Here is a 15,121-nt window from a genome sequence, read left to right as displayed (position 1 = left end):
CTAGCATCCCCCTCAAGCTCGCTGTTCCGAACGCCCCGTTGAGGCGTGTCAGCCTTTTCTCACCCTGCGCGCCTGCAGCACCCCTTCCACCTTCTCGACGTTTTTTAGAACCTTCTCCAGATGTCTCGTATCGATGATATCGATGACAAAGTGGAGGGTCGCTTTTTTGTCTTCCGTGGTGATGATCTCCGCCTGACTGATGTTCGCCCCCGCTTCCGAAATGGAGGAAGAGACCGAGGCAAGCAGGCCGGGGCGGTCTTGGGTCAACACCGAAATATCGACCGGGTGGGTGGCGTCGGCCCGTTTGTCCCAATCGACCTCGACCAAACGGTCTTGGTCGTAATCGAGCTCATCGATGTTCGGACAGTCGACGGTATGGATCGAGAGACCCCGTCCTCGCGTGATGAAGCCGATGATCTGGTCACCCGGAACAGGGTTGCAGCATTTGGAGAGGTGGATCAAAATGTCATCGAGCCCGCTGACCTTCACCTCACTCTTGGCCAGCCCGACTTTTTTGATCAGCTTGTCCTTGAACCCTTCCTTCATCTTCGGCTCGGGCAGCAGCGGCCGGATCACATGCTGCGCGGAGACCTTGCCATATCCGATGGCCACGAAGAGCTCCTCGATCGATCGAATCCCCTGCTCTTTCAGGCCGGTCAGGATCTGGTCCGATTTGAAGACTTCCGACGGGCTGAGGTTTTCTTTCCTCAGCTCCCGCTCCAAGATCTTTTTTCCGATATCGAGGCTGCGGGCCCGCTCCTCTTCCTTGATGATGTGCTTGATTTTCGCCTTGGCCTTGGAGGTCTTGACGATCTTCAGCCAATCTTTGCTCGGCGCATGGGTCGGCGAGGTGAGGATCTCGACCGCGTCGCCGCTTTTCAGCTGATACCGAAGCGGGACGATTTTCCCGTTGACCTTGGCCCCCACACAGTGATTTCCGATCTCCGTGTGGATGGCATAGGCAAAATCGATCGGGGTCGCCCCCTTCACCAGCTCCTTCACATCCCCCTTCGGGCTAAAAATGTAAACAACGTCGGTAAAGAGATCGGTCTTGACCGAATCCATAAACTGCCGCGTATCGGAAAGCTCCTGCTGCCACTCCACCAGCTGTCTCAGCCATGCGAAGGTCCGCTCATCTTTCGGATTGAGCTGGCCCCCTTCTTTATAGGTCCAGTGGGAGGCGATCCCTTCCTCCGCGGTTCGATGCATCTCATCCGTCCGAATTTGAAATTCGACATGCCTTCCTTCAGGTCCGACCACGGTGGTATGGAGCGACTGATAGAGGTTCGATTTGGGAATGGCAATGTAGTCTTTAAATCGCCCCGGAACCGGCCGCCAAAGCGAGTGGATCAATCCCAAAATCGCATAACAGCTCATTTTAGTATCGGTGATGATCCGAATCCCCATGATGTCATAGACTTCATCGAATGGGATGCCGCGCTTCTCCATCTTCTGATAGATCCCGAAGATATGTTTGTAGCGCCCGGTCACCTTTCCCATAAAACGATTTTCCGATAACGTCTTCAAAACGGCGTCTGTGACCGATTGCATGTACCGCTCGCGCTCCTCCCGGCCGGTCGCCACTTTCTGGACCACCGAGCTATAGATGTCGGGCTTGAGATAGCGCAGACAGAGATCTTCCAGCTCCGATTTGATCCAACCGATCCCAAGGCGGTTGGCCAACGGGGCATAAATTTCGAGCGTTTCCTGTGAGATGCGCTCCCGCTTTTCTTCCACCAGCGCATCGAGGGTCCGCATGTTATGGAGCCGATCGGCCAGCTTAATCAAGATCACCCGAATATCTTCCGCCATCGAGACGATCATTTTTCGGAAATTCTCGGCCTGCTTTTCTTGATAATTTCTGAATTCAATTTTACCGATCTTAGTGACCCCGTCGACGATGTTGGCGATGTCGTCTCCGAACTCGCGTCTTAACTCCTCTTTGGTATGAAACGTATCCTCGACGACGTCGTGCAGCAGGCCGGCGACGACCGAAGGAAGATCGAGCTTCAGCTCGGTCAGAATTCCGGCGACTTCCAAGGGATGCTGAAGAAACGGCTCCCCCGACTGCCGGCGCTGTCCTTCGTGCGCTCTCGATGAAAAGCCATACGCCTTCTTCAGCGGAGAAACGTCGGTCTGCGGCGCATAGGCCTTGATCCGCATGACGATGTCATCCAACGTCAGCTTTTGTGCGGGAGGTTCTTTAAAAATCAATCGACTCAACATCCTTCCTTACGGGGATCATCCCCCTCCGTCTGCCGGTAAATTTCTTTCAATCTTAGAAAAATGCGTGCTTCACCCTGCCACCGGCTTTGCTCCGGCGTGAAGACCAGATCGACCTTCGCCCCTTCGTTGCAGGCGTCCCAATCAAAGGTCAGATGACGAGGCGCCACAACGTCGAGCGTCCAGCCCTTCTGATTGCGGACTTTAAAATAGACGGAACGGTCCGGCTCCCGGCGCAATGAAATAAGCAAGACACCTCTGACCAAAAAAACCGGCGCGGGATGACCCGGTCCGAACGGCGCCAGCGGCGCTATTTCCTGCATCAACCGGAAGGTGAGCCTCTCCAAATCGATCTCGGCGTCGATCAAAGGCCTTTTGGCGGTTTCGACAACGGCGCATTGCGGGAGCAGATCGGAAAGCGCTTCCCGGAACGGATCAATCTGCTCTTTTTGAATCGTCAAACCGACCGCTCCGGCATGCCCACCGAACTTATTCAGCCAGCGGCGACAAGAGGAAACGGCTTGAAATAGATCGATCCCTCCGATGGAGCGTCCTGAACCGCGGCCGATCCCCTCCGGCGACAATGCAATGACGATGGCCGGTCTTTGATACCGCTCGACCAGACGAGACGCGATGATTCCCACCACACCCGGATGCCATTCCTCTGAGGAGAGGACCAGGACCGGTTCCCGGTCGAGATCCTGGCGCTCCCTGACCTGCCGATCGGCTTCTTTCCAGATCTTCGCTTCGATCTCCTGCCGCTCTTGATTGTAATGATCAAGGCGCTCCGCCTGAACGAGCGCGGTCTCGGGCGACGCCGCGGTCAGCAACGCCACCGCTTCCTTGGCATGGTAGAGCCGGCCGGCCGCATTGAGCCGCGGGACCAAGGCATAGGCCAAGGTCCGCTCCGTTGCGGAACCGGGCGCATCGCCTCCTTTTTCAAAGAGCGCAGCAATGCCAGGCCGTCTTCCCTCCCGGATCACCTCCAACCCTTCTTTGACAAAATAGCGATTTTCGCCGACGAGGGGGGCGACATCGGCCACCGTTCCCAGTGCCACCAGATCGAGGAGCGGACGGAGTGCCAATGCCGAGAGGCCGCAGCGTTTAAACACCGCCTCCGCCAATTTAAAGCCGACACCGACCGAGGAGAGCCCATCGAACGGATAAGGCCGCTCCTGCGGGGCGTAAGGATTCAAAATAGCGGCCGCCGGCGGGGGCACCCCCTCGATTCGATGGTGATCGGTGACGATGACGTCGATCCCAAGACGGGAAGCCTCGGCAATTTCGGCATGCGCCGTGCTTCCACAGTCCGAGGTAATCACAAGCGACATTCCGTCGGAAGCGGCCTGCTGCAATGCGGCGACATGCAGACCATATCCTTCGCTGAACCGGTCCGGGATATAGTAGGCCGCCGGATAACCGAGCAGTCGAAAGAGTTCAACCAAAAGGGCGGTGCCGGTGATGCCGTCTACATCATAGTCACCATAGATCAGAACTTTTTCGCCCCGCTCGATGGCCGACAAGATCCGGGAAACGGCCGGCTCCATCCCATCGAAGAGAAAGGGATCGTAAAGCAGATCTGTGGAAGGCGACAGAAATCGCTTTGCATCGAACAAAGAGCGGAGCCCCCGCCCCACCAACAGCCGGGCAGCCAGGGGAGAGATCAAAAGCTCCTCGGAAAGACGCATGACTTCTTTCGAATCAGCCGAATCAGCCGCCCGCTCTCTCCAAATTGGTGTATTTTCCCTAATTAATTCAATCATTAGATCATTCCTGGGACGACCTCATTTTGTCTCTGTTCTTTATCGTAGAGGCATCAAAGGGGATTGTCAAGCAATGAAAAGGGGCAAACGGCGGTAAATAAAGGGGTTAGACGAAGTATCTTGCAACGTCGATTTTATACTGGGTCGCATCGATCATCTTTACAATCTCATACTTAAAATGGCCGTTCTCATCTTGTTCACAGAGATCAATTATTTCACCCTCCGTCTCGTTCCCGGAGGCGTCAATCACCCGCTTGATCTTGGGGCGATCGCCCCGCTCCGGATTGGGATTGGAGGAATAGACCACCCCCACCTCGCGGGTATTCAGGAGAACCAGCGTTCCGATTGGATAAACCCCGATGGCATTCACGAAAAGCTTCATCAAAATCGGATCGAACGCCTTTCCGCTCTTGCTCAGCATAAACCGGAGTGCTTTATCGGGAGCGAACGGCACCCGATTATAGACCCGTGAGGAGGTGAGCGCATCGTAACAATCGACGATACAGATGATCCGGCCGATGAGGCTTAAGTTTCGCTTGGTCGCCAGCTTCGGGTAGCCGGAGAGGTCGTAATTGAGGTGATGTTCGAAGGCGCCGATCATCACGCGGATCGCCATATCATTCACCCCTTTTAGCCGGACCAACTCTTTGACGGAAAAGATCGGATGACGTCGCATGATTTTCCACTCTTCTTCGGTGAAGTCGCTCGGCTTGTTTAAGACATCGAGGGGGATGCCGAATTTTCCGAGGTCATGAAAAAGGCCCGCCATTCCCAGTTCACAGAGCCGTTTTTTGCTGTATCCAAGCCGCTGCCCAATCGCCAGCGCCAGGATGCAAACGTTTACCGAGTGGTTATACGTATATTCATCGTGGCTTCTTAATGTCGTCAATCCCAACAAGGTCGAATCTTCCTGCAAAAGCAGATCAACCATCGATTGAACCACCCGCTTGGCCCGCTTGAGGCTGACCGCTTGGCGGAGCTTGACACTGTCCATCACCTCGCCGACCGCCGTCACCGTATTAAAATAGGTCTTTTTCGCCAGCTCTTTATTGTCCTTGAAGAGATCCTCACTTTGTTCTTTAAGTTCTTCGTTCTCCTCTTTCTCCTCCCAGAGGAGGATTTGAGGATTCTGAAGCGAGGCACGCTCCATCTCCTTCTGCAAGCGCTCAAACGGGTCGGGAAGCCGTGGGTCGAGGCAGGAAAAGAGCGAGGAAAACTTTCGAATCTCCCCCTCGCCGATTCCCCGTGAGAAAACCATTCCCCCTACTTCCCGTTTCTTCATCTCTTCACTGATCAACATGAAATTGGTGAAAACGTCAATATCGAGCTTCAGCTTCATGTCGCCCAGGTAGAGGGTATCCCCTTCAAGGTTGAGAGAGACCTCCGGGTCGTCGACAAAAAGATCGTCTAATGTTTTACAAAAATTTTCGGCCGGCTGTTTCAGAGCAATGTTCCCGGCATCATGGATCTGAGAAGTTTTAATTAAAATGGCCAGCTGATTGATCAAATGCTTCCCCAGCTGGGCGCGCTCTTCGTCATATGTCCGCACTGCCCTGTTTGCGCTCATCTCTTTCCGTCCCCCAACAGACCGAGGGATTTGATGCAAGCATCCCGGATCACCTTGCTTTTTGAGACACTCCCCTCTCGAAGCGCTTCCACCGCCGGCGGGGTTCCGATTCGTTGTAACGCAGAGGCCGCGCAAAGCCCCATCTCTTCGACATGCGCATTTTTAAATAAGCTCCATCCTGTTTTCAAAAACCGCTGCACGCGTGGAACCACTTCATCGCCGCCGATACGGGCAACGGCGTCAAAGATCTCTTTTTTTTCCTGAAGCTCTTTGACTTCGAATTCTTTGGAGGAGAGCATGCCGATCAGGGGCTCCAGCGCCGGTCGGGCTTTTCGCTTCGCCAGCGCGCGAACGGCAAAGAGCCGGTTTGAGAGCTCGGGGTCGGCCACCATCTTCAGCAAGAGGTCGGTGGTCTTCGGATCTTCAATTGTCTCGAGAACGTGGAGCAGCTCCTTCCTGATTTTTGCATCTTTGTGATGGATCAGCCGTGGAAAGCTTTTGAGCACCCGCCGGTCGCCGATTTTTCCCAAAATATAGATCAGGTTGCGCACCAGGTACCAGCGATCATCCTCCAATTTTGAGATGAGGAAATCGACTTGTCCTGCACCGATCTTAATGAGCGCTTCACAAAGGACCCGCCGCGGCTTCATTTTATTGAGCGTTCCCAAGAGCTCCACCAGAGGAGGGACCGCCTGCGGATCGAAAAGGAGGAGAAAGGAATAAAACGCCTCCAGACGCTCCGGCTCACATTCATCGAGCATCCCCTCAAGCGTCATTACTTTTTTCGAGCTCACCGCCTCGATTTTTGCTTTCTCAATCTGCTCGATCAACACCGGGGAAAGACCCTTCGACGGATCCCTCATCTCCTCAAAGAACTCCAGGATCGTCTGGGCATGGCGAAAGTCCCCCTTTATCAGAAGTCCCTCGAAGATCTGGTCGATGATCCCAAGGATCTCGGCGAAAAGAACCGGATCCCGCTCAATCCGCAAAATGTCGAAGAGGATTCCTTCCAGTTCCGCCACCACATCGAGATCTTCTTCCTCCTGCACTTCTCCTTTGATCTTCCGGATCTCTTCCTCCGTCAGTCGGAAGATGTGGAGCGAGGGGATCTCAACCCCCTTCGGAGCACTTAAAACCATCCGTGGAGAAACGGGGGCGGCCTCCTGGATAAAGACCTCCTTTAGCCGATCCGGGCTCGGAGCGACCGTTTGCATTTCCTTGCACTCCTCCGCCTGAAAATCCCCCTGAAGGTCGTCGACGACCAAATACTTTATATGGACAAGATGTCTTTCCCAAAGGAGGGTCACCACATCATCGTCTTTGGTCTCCTCTCCTCCCCGGTTTCCGATCACCTCCAGGAAGAGGATCACCTCCTCTTTCTCAATCCCGGGGTGGAATGACAGCTCTCTCAACCCGTCGATAAAGAGTTTAAAGGCAAGGCTCTCCAAGCGGTTTGCGTTTTCGTAGACCGGCTGCCCCGCCCAGAGCAGCTCAAACTGCTTGATGCGCAATCGGAGCATCCCGAAGGTGGAGAGATGCTGGCTGAGCCGGTCGAACAATTCACTGATGAATTTTTGATGGATTTGATTATTCGGAAGGTATATTTGAACGGTCTTAGACGTCTTGGTCAGAGATTGAATAATTTCTTTGACCGATTTGAGCTCCTCTTTGTCGAGCGCTCCCTCGTCATCGATTTCCTCATCGGCCATGCGCGTATCAACTGGATTATCCATGTTGCCCACCCTGAAAAAGGCATTGAAAGTATATCCGACGATGGTGATAAAGTCAAAAACTTGACATGAAATTTCGATTTGAGTAAGATTAAGATTTCATGAAAAATAAATGGATGAATCGGGAGGAATTTCGAACGCATTGTCGATCGCACTCCGTCGATCCGCTCCTTCGTCTTCTCCTCACGTCGGATGGAACGCTGATTCAGCATCTCGAGTCGCTTTTGCTCGGACCGATCGGAATCACGGTCGAAGCGCAGCGAGAAGTATCGATCGACACCGAGCCGGCCGCATCGATGGGGGTTCCGGCCGGTGAAAAAGGGATCGAGCGGACGGTTTGGTTAACATCGCGGGCGCCGTCAAAAGCGTCGGCCTCCGGCGCTGAGATCGGCGAATCGGTCTCCCCTGGAAAGGGTGAGCGGAAAATATTCGCGGTCTCCCTGTTCCCCCTCTCTAAATTGAAGCCCGACCTGTCTCAGGAAATCTTGCTCGGCCTAAAACCGATCGGTCGAATCCTCGAGATGCAGCGCCTTCCGACACGCCGGGATCAATTGGAAATCTCGCAGCTTGCCCTTCCCGAAGTCGCCGAAGGATTCGGGCTGCCGCGAAATGAGTTATTGTGGGCAAGACGTTACCGACTAAATATTTCCGACCAGGTCCTGGGGGTCCTCTCCGAGGTCTTCTCACCCTCGCTCTCTTCTTTTTAGCGATCGCTCTCCTTTCTTGCACGACCCAAGCCGGAAGGCCTTTCGAATCGGAACCTCGAAAGACGGACGAGCCGGTCACGGCGAGAAAGCCGGTTCAACTGGATCAGGAAACCGACCCTCCCGAAATGGCATGGATTCCGCCGGGCGAATTCATTTTCGGCTCGGATGAAGAGGACGAAAGCGGTGAAGCGATGCAGTTGGGATTTCCCCGGCCCTGGTTTGAAGACGAACATCCCCGGCAGAAGCTATCCCTTCCCGGTTTCCACATCGACCGGCAGGAGGTCACACAGGGGGAATACGCGCGGTTCGTCCAGGCGGCCGACCACCCCCCTCCCGACGACTGGCCTGGAGGACGCTTTGAAAGGGAAAAAGAGCGGCATCCCGTCACCCATGTCGACTGGTACGACGCAAACGACTACTGCCGCTGGGCCGGGAAGCGGCTGCCGACCGAAGCGGAGTGGGAGAAAGCGGCGCGCGGCACCGACGGCCGCCGCTATCCCTGGGGGGAATCATTCGATCCCAGCCGCGCCAATCTCTCCGCAGGTCCCGACGCCAACCAGACCGCCCGGCCGGTCGGAAGCTTTCCTTCCGGGAAGAGCCCCTACGGCATCGATGACCTGATCGGCAACGTTTGGGAGTGGACCGACAGCTGGTACCTTCCCTATCCGGGAAGCACCCTGAAGGGAAAAGACTTCGGAATGAAATCCCGTGTTGTTCGCGGGCTCTCTTTTCTCGGGTTGGGGCACTACCCGAAGGGGGCCTATCAGCGGGTCTTGGAAGTGTACGCCCGTGCGTCGGCCCGGGCCTATGACCCCCCGGGAGAAAAATTGGACGACCTCGGTTTTCGATGTGCGAAGTAAACCGGCCCAAGCAGACCCAACCCAACGGAGCCAGATCCATCTCATGAAAAATCTCTGGCAAAAGCGAAAAGAGATTTCGAACCTCATCCGGCTCGACAAGCAGTACGGCACCCTGCTCCTCCTCTTTCCGACCCTCTGGTCGCTCTTTGTCGCCTCCGAGGGAAAGCCGACCCCCCTTCATCTCGTCATTTTCGTCTTCGGCTCTTTTATGATGCGGAGCGCCGGCTGTGTAATGAACGACATGGCCGACCGAAAATTCGACGCGCAGGTCGAGCGGACGAAGGATCGGCCGCTGGCCCGAAACGGCCTGACACTGGTAGAAGCGATGACCGTCCTTTTTGTTCTATTGGCCCTCTCTTTCTTTTTGGTTCTCTTGCTCAACCCGCTGACGATCCTCCTGAGCTTCGCCGCGCTGCTGACGGCGGCCCTCTATCCCTTCGCAAAGCGATATACCTATCTGCCGCAAATTGTCTTGGGGGTCGCATTCAGCTGGGGGGTGATCCTGGCCTGGACGGCGGTCCGAAACGAGCTGGCGGCCACCCCCTTTTTGATACTGCTCGCCAACCTTTTCTGGGCGACCGGTTACGATACGGTCTACGCCTTGATGGATCGGGACGACGACCTCCGGATCGGCGTGAAGTCCACCGCCGTCCTCTTCGGCGCGCGAAGCTGGATCGCGATCGGAATTTTCTATGCCTTGGTCATTCTCTTTCTGAGCCTCGCCGGAAGAACGCTCCGGATGGAGCCGGTCTATTACATCGCCCTGACCGGGGCGGCCCTCTTGTTTTCAACGCAGGCGGTCCTCCTTCGCGGAGCGCCGTCGCGAGCCGCCCTCTTTACGATTTTCCGATCGCACGTCTGGATTGGATTGATTATTCTGGCGGGAATTGTATTAAATTATCATTTTAGAAGTTCGCTCAATAAGGGAGGTTAGCCGAGTTACAGGCGTGATACGCGTGATTAAGAGTGATACTAAACCGGTTCCGTAAAAAAGAGTGGAGGAGAGATGCCATATTACGATTTGCGCGAGTTCATGGAGATGCTCGAGAAAAGGGGGCTGCTCGTTCGGGTGAAGGCAGAGGTCGATGCCAAGCTCGAAATCACCGAGATCTACAATCGCCTCCTGGCGAAGCAGGGTCCCGCCGTCCTCTTCGAACGGGTCAAAGGATATTCCATGCCGGTCTTGATCAACCTCTATGGAACGATCGAGCGGGTCGCCTTGGGGCTCGATACCGATGAAGCCGGGTTGTTGGAAATCGGCGAGTTCCTCGCCTTCTTACAACACCCGGAACCGCCGAAAGGATTCATCGACGCCGTCAAACATCTCCCCTTCTATGGACGGATTCTGCATCTCTCTCCCAAGCGGGTCGGACGGGCCCCTTGTCAGGAGGTTGTCTGGGAAGGAGACCAGGTCGATCTCGACCGCATTCCGATCCTTCACTGCTGGCCCGACGACGCCGGACCGCAGGTCACCTGGCCTTTGGTGATCACCAAGCCGCCGTCCGGCGATGAGGGAAAATACAATATCGGAATTTATCGGATGCAGAAGATCGATAAGCGGACGACGATCATGCGCTGGCTCGCCCACCGGGGCGGCGCCAAGCACTGGCGGCAATGGATGGCGCTGGGGAAGACGATGCCGGTCGCGGTTGCGCTCGGCTGCGATCCGGCGATGACGATCGCCGCCGTCACCCCCGTCCCCGATCAGATCGGCGAATTCCACTTCGCGGGGCTTCTCCGCAAAAAGCCAGTCGAGCTCGTCCGCTGTCGGACGGTCGACCTCGAGGTGCCGGCGACCAGCGAGATCGTCATTGAAGGAGAGATCCACCCCGGCGAAATGACAGACGAAGGCCCGCACGGCGACCATACCGGCTTTTACAATTCGGTCGAGCCGTTTCCGATCTTTCGCATCAAATGCATCACCCATCGGCGCGACCCGATCTATCTCACCACGACGACCGGCCGGCCGCCCCGGGAAGACGCCGTCGTCGGCCTGGCGCTCAACCGGGTCTTCCTCCCCTTGTTGCGGCAAAATTTCTCCGAAATCGTCGATTTTCACCTGCCGATGGAGGCCTGCTCCTACCGGATCGCGGTCATATCGATGAAGAAAGAGTACCCAGGGCATGCCAAGCGGGTGATGATGGGTATCTGGGGCTTCCTAAAACAATTTCTTTATGTTAAATACATTATTGTGGTTGACTCTGATATTAACGTCCGAAAGTGGGAGGATGTCATCTGGGCGATCTCAACGCAGGTCGATCCGGCGCGCGATACCTTCACGATTGAAAATACGCCGATCGATTACCTCGATTTCGCCTCACCCGAATCGGGACTCGGCTCCAAAATGGGGATCGACGCCACCACGAAGATTCCCCCCGAGACGCATCGAGAATGGGGAAAGCGGATTGTCATGGATTCAAAGGTGGTCGAGCGGATCGACCGAATCTGGAACGATTTAGGAATTGACCGATGAAGCCGTTTTTTTCTTTGCTTGCAATCCTCTCGGCCCTCTTATCTCTTCTCTTTTTCGGTGCCCGGACGGCCCCCGCTCAAAATCTTTTCTCAGGGCCATCCTCTTTCTCCGAGAGCCCCACCCCCCGTGCGACTCCCCTCCCGGGTCATCGCGCGGTGACCGACCCTCGCTGCCTTCACTGCCACGCCAATCGCGCCGCCCTCCAGACCGACACCTCGAAGCCGGAGTGCCAAGAGTGCCACGGCAGCCACCCCAACTCGCCCCCTTATGATTTTAAACCGGCGCCGGTACAGGTTCAGATGCAAGAAGAAAAAATCACCGAGCAGCGGATGGTGCTGATCCCGGCGGGATCGTTCATCATGGGGAATAACGGCCGCCCGACCGGGGAAGGAGCAGGAGATGAGGACGAGCAGCCGGAGCACAAGGTCTTCGTAAAAGCTTTCTACATTGATGCCTATGAAACAACGAATGCACAGTATAAACGCTTCGTCGACGCCACCGGCGCGGAGCCGCCGGTCCATTGGCGCAACGGCAGCTATCCTCCCAACAAAGCAAACCATCCGGTGGTTTATGTCAGCTGGTACGATGCCGACGCCTATTGCCAATGGGCCGGGAAACGCCTCCTCACAGAAGAGGAGTGGGAGAAGGCGGCCCGCGGCACCGACGGCCGCCACTTTCCCTGGGGAAACCCGTTCGACTTCAAAAAGGCAAACACCCCGCAGTACTGGCTCTCCAAGGGAATTGATGTCTCCAAGGGGGACACGATGCCGGTCGGCAGCTTTGAGGAGGGAAAGAGCCCCTATGGTCTCTACGACATGGCGGGGAATGTCTATGAGTGGGTCAGCAATTGGTACCTTCCCTATCCCGGTAATCAAATTCCCAATATCCACTACGGAAACAAAAACAAAGTCTTAAGGGGAGGATCGTGGTATGATTGTCTCTCATACGGCTGCGGCCTCTCGGCTCCCTCTTACAATCGAAGCCGCTTCACCCCAGAAATCAGGAACAAAGGCTTCGGCTTCCGCTGCGGGAAAGATGCAAGCGGAAAAAACGTGAAATGAATCGGATAATAAAATTCTAGAGGTTTAAGCGCCAATGAGACCGTTCTCGAAGTCGAAATGGACACCGGCCCTCTTCTTTATTATCCTCCTGGCTTCCTTGATCACCCGCCGTCTCAAAAAAGAAGATCCCACGCCGTATGACATGGTGCAGGTTCCTGCCGGCGAATTCGTTATGGGAACCAACGAGACGAGCCATGAAATCAATCTCGCTTCGATCTTTCCGAACAAACCGCTCTTAACCGACGAGCGCCCGGCGCACACGATTTATCTCGATTCGTTCTATATCGATCGGGACAAGGTCCGCAACCGAGCGTATCAAAAATATGCAAAAGCGACCGGACGTCCCCTCCCCCTCAAGGTGGACAAGACCACCGCCGATCGGCCGGTCACCCATCTCACCTGGCAGGAGGCGTCCGACTACTGCCGCTCCCTCGGCAAGCGCCTTCCAACGGAAGAAGAGTGGGAGAAAGCGGCGCGCGGCACCGACGGCCGGATCTATCCCTGGGGAAATCAATTCGATCCCGAGCTTGAAAAAGCCGTTCAGGCGGCTTTACCTCCCAAACCGATCCTCTCCCCCTATGGGACGGAAGCGATGGTCGGCCATGGGTGGGAATGGACCGCCGACCGCTACCGCCCCTACCCCAATAACCCCTATCGCGCCGAGGCCTTCTGGAAGAATTTCCGCGTCATTCGCGGCGGCGCCGCCGGCGACCAACCGGGGGCGCTTCGCCTCCTCACCCGGACCACCACCCGTTTCTACGCTGATCCCGACAAGGGAGATCCGATCATCGGCTTCCGTTGTGCAAAGTCAGCCGAGTAAGAGATCCGCAAGTCTCTTCTTCAATCATCCAAATCAATTGACAATCCCTTCTCTCTTCCCCTACAATCGCCCCATGGTGAACGCTGTTGAATGGAAAGAAGGGGCGGTCCGGCTGCTCGATCAGACGAAGCTGCCGACCGAAGTCGTCTACATCGATTGCAAAGAGGTCGAGACGGTCGCGCGCGGGATCAAGGAGCTCTGGGTCCGCGGGGCGCCGGCGATCGGAATCACCGCCGCCTATGGGATTGCGCTGGCGGCGCAGAAGATCTCTGCAAAATCATTTGACGACTTCTACCAGCAGCTTCTTCCGAGCTGTGATCTGCTCGCCGCCACCCGTCCGACCGCGGTGAACCTCTTTTGGGCGATCGAGCGGATGAAGCAGACGGCACGCTCCCGCCGGAATGAATCGTCTGAGGCATTGAAGAAGATCTTGCTGGCCGAAGCGGATACCATCTTGCGCGAAGACATTGAGATGAATCGGAACATCGGGAAATTCGGCGCGACGTTGGTCCCCGCCAGCGCCGGGGTGCTGACCCACTGCAACGCGGGGGCGCTCGCCACCGGCGGCTATGGGACCGCGCTGGGGGTCATTCGAAGCGCCTGGGACAGGGATAAGAAGATCTCGGTTTTTGCCGACGAGACCCGGCCGGTTCTGCAGGGGGCGCGGCTCACCGCTTGGGAGCTGGCGCAAGATCAAATTCCAGTGACCCTCATTACCGACAACATGGCCGGCTTCTTCATGAAGCAAGGAAAGATCCAATGCTGCATCGTCGGCGCCGACCGGATCGCCTCCAACGGCGACACCGCCAACAAGATCGGCACCTACTCCGTTGCCATCCTGGCGAAGGAGCATGGGATCCCTTTCTATGTCGCCGCGCCGACCTCCACGATCGATTTTAGCATTGCGTCGGGCGATCAGATCCCGATTGAAGAGCGCAACCACAACGAAGTCACCCACATGGGGGGAAAGCAGATCGCCGCCTCCGGCATCTCCGTCGCCAACCCCGCCTTTGACGTCACCCCTGCCCGCTACATCAGCCGGATCATCACCGAAAAGGGGGCGTTCAAACCGGAAGAGATTAAAAACCTCTCCTCGAAATAACCTGCATCAAGCAAACATGGCTTCATCGAATTCCGGGTTTCTAAAAAGAAGACGCTGCATCCAGCAAATAAAAAAGGGGTGCAGACGAAAGCTGCACCCCTTCAAAATAACCTAAACAACCCAATGACATCTTCCTGTCGTTACAGACAGAAATAGCGTAACAACCTTATCTGCCTATTTCGGTCCCTGCCACTTTCTCCAGGCAGCGAACCCGACCAATCCCCCCCCGACCAATAAGAGGGTGGTCGGCTCCGGAACCTGCCTGACCCTCGAAGTTACGTTATTGATCAGATTTTGAACAGGCTGGGGTGGCGCAGCAGAAGCCATCCCCGTCCATGACGAGATAAACACCGCGATTAAAAACAAACCCATTCTTGTCGCTTTCATTTCTCCTCCTTGAGTAAAAGACATTCCATTCCTGGATAACAGCGGCACCCTTATAGACCGCTTTCCGCTCTAGCGACAGGCTAGATCGCATATTAAAAAGACAATGCTGTTTACGAGTGATAAACGATACGAACGTTTATAAATAACCAGGAGGAGAAGGAGGAGGACACCGCAGGATGTGTATATCCGAGTATAAAAGCAAAGGATATGCCAACGGAGGAAATCCTGACAAACACCCGATTTAGTTCAAAAATAAAATCGGCGCCTTGATCGGCCTCCGCCCACGTGTAAACTTTTCCGTCGCTCATCCTAGATGGCAAATATTGATAATCGTTTGAATACAATAAGTATACTCACCTTATTAAGATGATTCGGACGAAATAAACACGGAACAGGCGTCAAGTTTTCCGTCGCTGAATGAGAAGAAT

Annotated in this window: 12 protein-coding genes; 7 read left to right on the top strand and 5 right to left on the bottom strand. The window is 55.5% G+C overall.

Annotation, left to right across the window (positions count from 1 at the left end):
- Positions 1 to 48 precede the first annotated feature (48 nt).
- From HY282_18465 to HY282_18450, 4 genes are all read right to left on the bottom strand, one after another.
- Complete coding sequence (locus HY282_18465) at positions 49 to 2,226, bottom strand: bifunctional (p)ppGpp synthetase/guanosine-3',5'-bis(diphosphate) 3'-pyrophosphohydrolase (GenBank protein ID MBI3805740.1); 2,178 nt, start codon at positions 2,224 to 2,226, stop codon at positions 49 to 51.
- Entirely contained in the window at positions 2,220 to 3,986 is a 1,767-nt protein-coding gene (gene recJ, locus HY282_18460) for a single-stranded-DNA-specific exonuclease RecJ (GenBank protein MBI3805739.1), read from the bottom strand. Before recJ ends, HY282_18465 begins: the two co-directional genes overlap by 7 nt.
- A 106-nt stretch (positions 3,987 to 4,092) precedes the next feature.
- Entirely contained in the window at positions 4,093 to 5,535 is a 1,443-nt protein-coding gene (locus tag HY282_18455) for an HD-GYP domain-containing protein (GenBank protein MBI3805738.1), read from the bottom strand.
- Positions 5,536 to 5,549: 14 nt separating this feature from the next.
- Positions 5,550 to 7,286 (bottom strand): HEAT repeat domain-containing protein, encoded by a 1,737-nt coding sequence (locus HY282_18450; protein MBI3805737.1) that lies wholly within the window; start codon positions 7,284 to 7,286, stop codon positions 5,550 to 5,552.
- A 98-nt stretch (positions 7,287 to 7,384) separates the two neighbouring features.
- On the opposite strand from HY282_18450, the gene HY282_18445 reads away from it, so the two are divergent.
- The 7 genes from HY282_18445 (at position 7,385) to mtnA (ending at position 14,306) form a co-directional block, all read left to right on the top strand.
- A complete protein-coding gene (locus tag HY282_18445; protein ID MBI3805736.1) occupies positions 7,385 to 7,990 on the top strand; it encodes a DUF98 domain-containing protein in 606 nt (201 codons plus the stop codon).
- A 125-nt stretch (positions 7,991 to 8,115) separates the two neighbouring features.
- A complete protein-coding gene (locus tag HY282_18440) occupies positions 8,116 to 8,850 on the top strand; it encodes an SUMF1/EgtB/PvdO family nonheme iron enzyme (GenBank protein ID MBI3805735.1) in 735 nt (244 codons plus the stop codon).
- Between the two features lie 43 nt (positions 8,851 to 8,893).
- Complete coding sequence (gene ubiA, locus HY282_18435; GenBank protein MBI3805734.1) at positions 8,894 to 9,784, top strand: 4-hydroxybenzoate octaprenyltransferase; 891 nt, start codon at positions 8,894 to 8,896, stop codon at positions 9,782 to 9,784.
- Positions 9,785 to 9,856: 72 nt separating this feature from the next.
- Entirely contained in the window at positions 9,857 to 11,323 is a 1,467-nt protein-coding gene (locus tag HY282_18430) for a menaquinone biosynthesis decarboxylase (protein ID MBI3805733.1), read from the top strand.
- Positions 11,320 to 12,384: an SUMF1/EgtB/PvdO family nonheme iron enzyme gene (locus tag HY282_18425; GenBank protein ID MBI3805732.1), complete on the top strand. Its 1,065-nt coding sequence runs from the start codon at positions 11,320 to 11,322 to the stop codon at positions 12,382 to 12,384. The genes HY282_18430 and HY282_18425 overlap by 4 nt, the downstream gene beginning before the upstream one ends.
- Before the next feature lie 34 nt (positions 12,385 to 12,418).
- Entirely contained in the window at positions 12,419 to 13,204 is a 786-nt protein-coding gene (locus tag HY282_18420) for an SUMF1/EgtB/PvdO family nonheme iron enzyme (GenBank protein MBI3805731.1), read from the top strand.
- Positions 13,205 to 13,277: 73 nt separating this feature from the next.
- Positions 13,278 to 14,306: an S-methyl-5-thioribose-1-phosphate isomerase gene (mtnA, locus tag HY282_18415; protein ID MBI3805730.1), complete on the top strand. Its 1,029-nt coding sequence runs from the start codon at positions 13,278 to 13,280 to the stop codon at positions 14,304 to 14,306.
- 174 nt (positions 14,307 to 14,480) lie between these two features.
- On the opposite strand, the gene HY282_18410 is transcribed toward mtnA, so the two are convergent.
- Positions 14,481 to 14,693 carry a PEP-CTERM sorting domain-containing protein gene (locus HY282_18410; GenBank protein MBI3805729.1) on the bottom strand — a complete coding sequence of 71 codons (213 nt, stop codon included), beginning with the start codon at positions 14,691 to 14,693 and terminating at the stop codon, positions 14,481 to 14,483.
- Between the last annotated feature and the right edge of the window lie 428 nt (positions 14,694 to 15,121).

The organism is Candidatus Manganitrophaceae bacterium (assembly GCA_016200325.1).
Lineage (GTDB): Bacteria > Nitrospirota > Nitrospiria > SBBL01 > Manganitrophaceae > Manganitrophus.
Note: the sequence above shows the minus strand (reverse complement) of the source record. Positions and strands in the feature narration are given on the sequence as shown.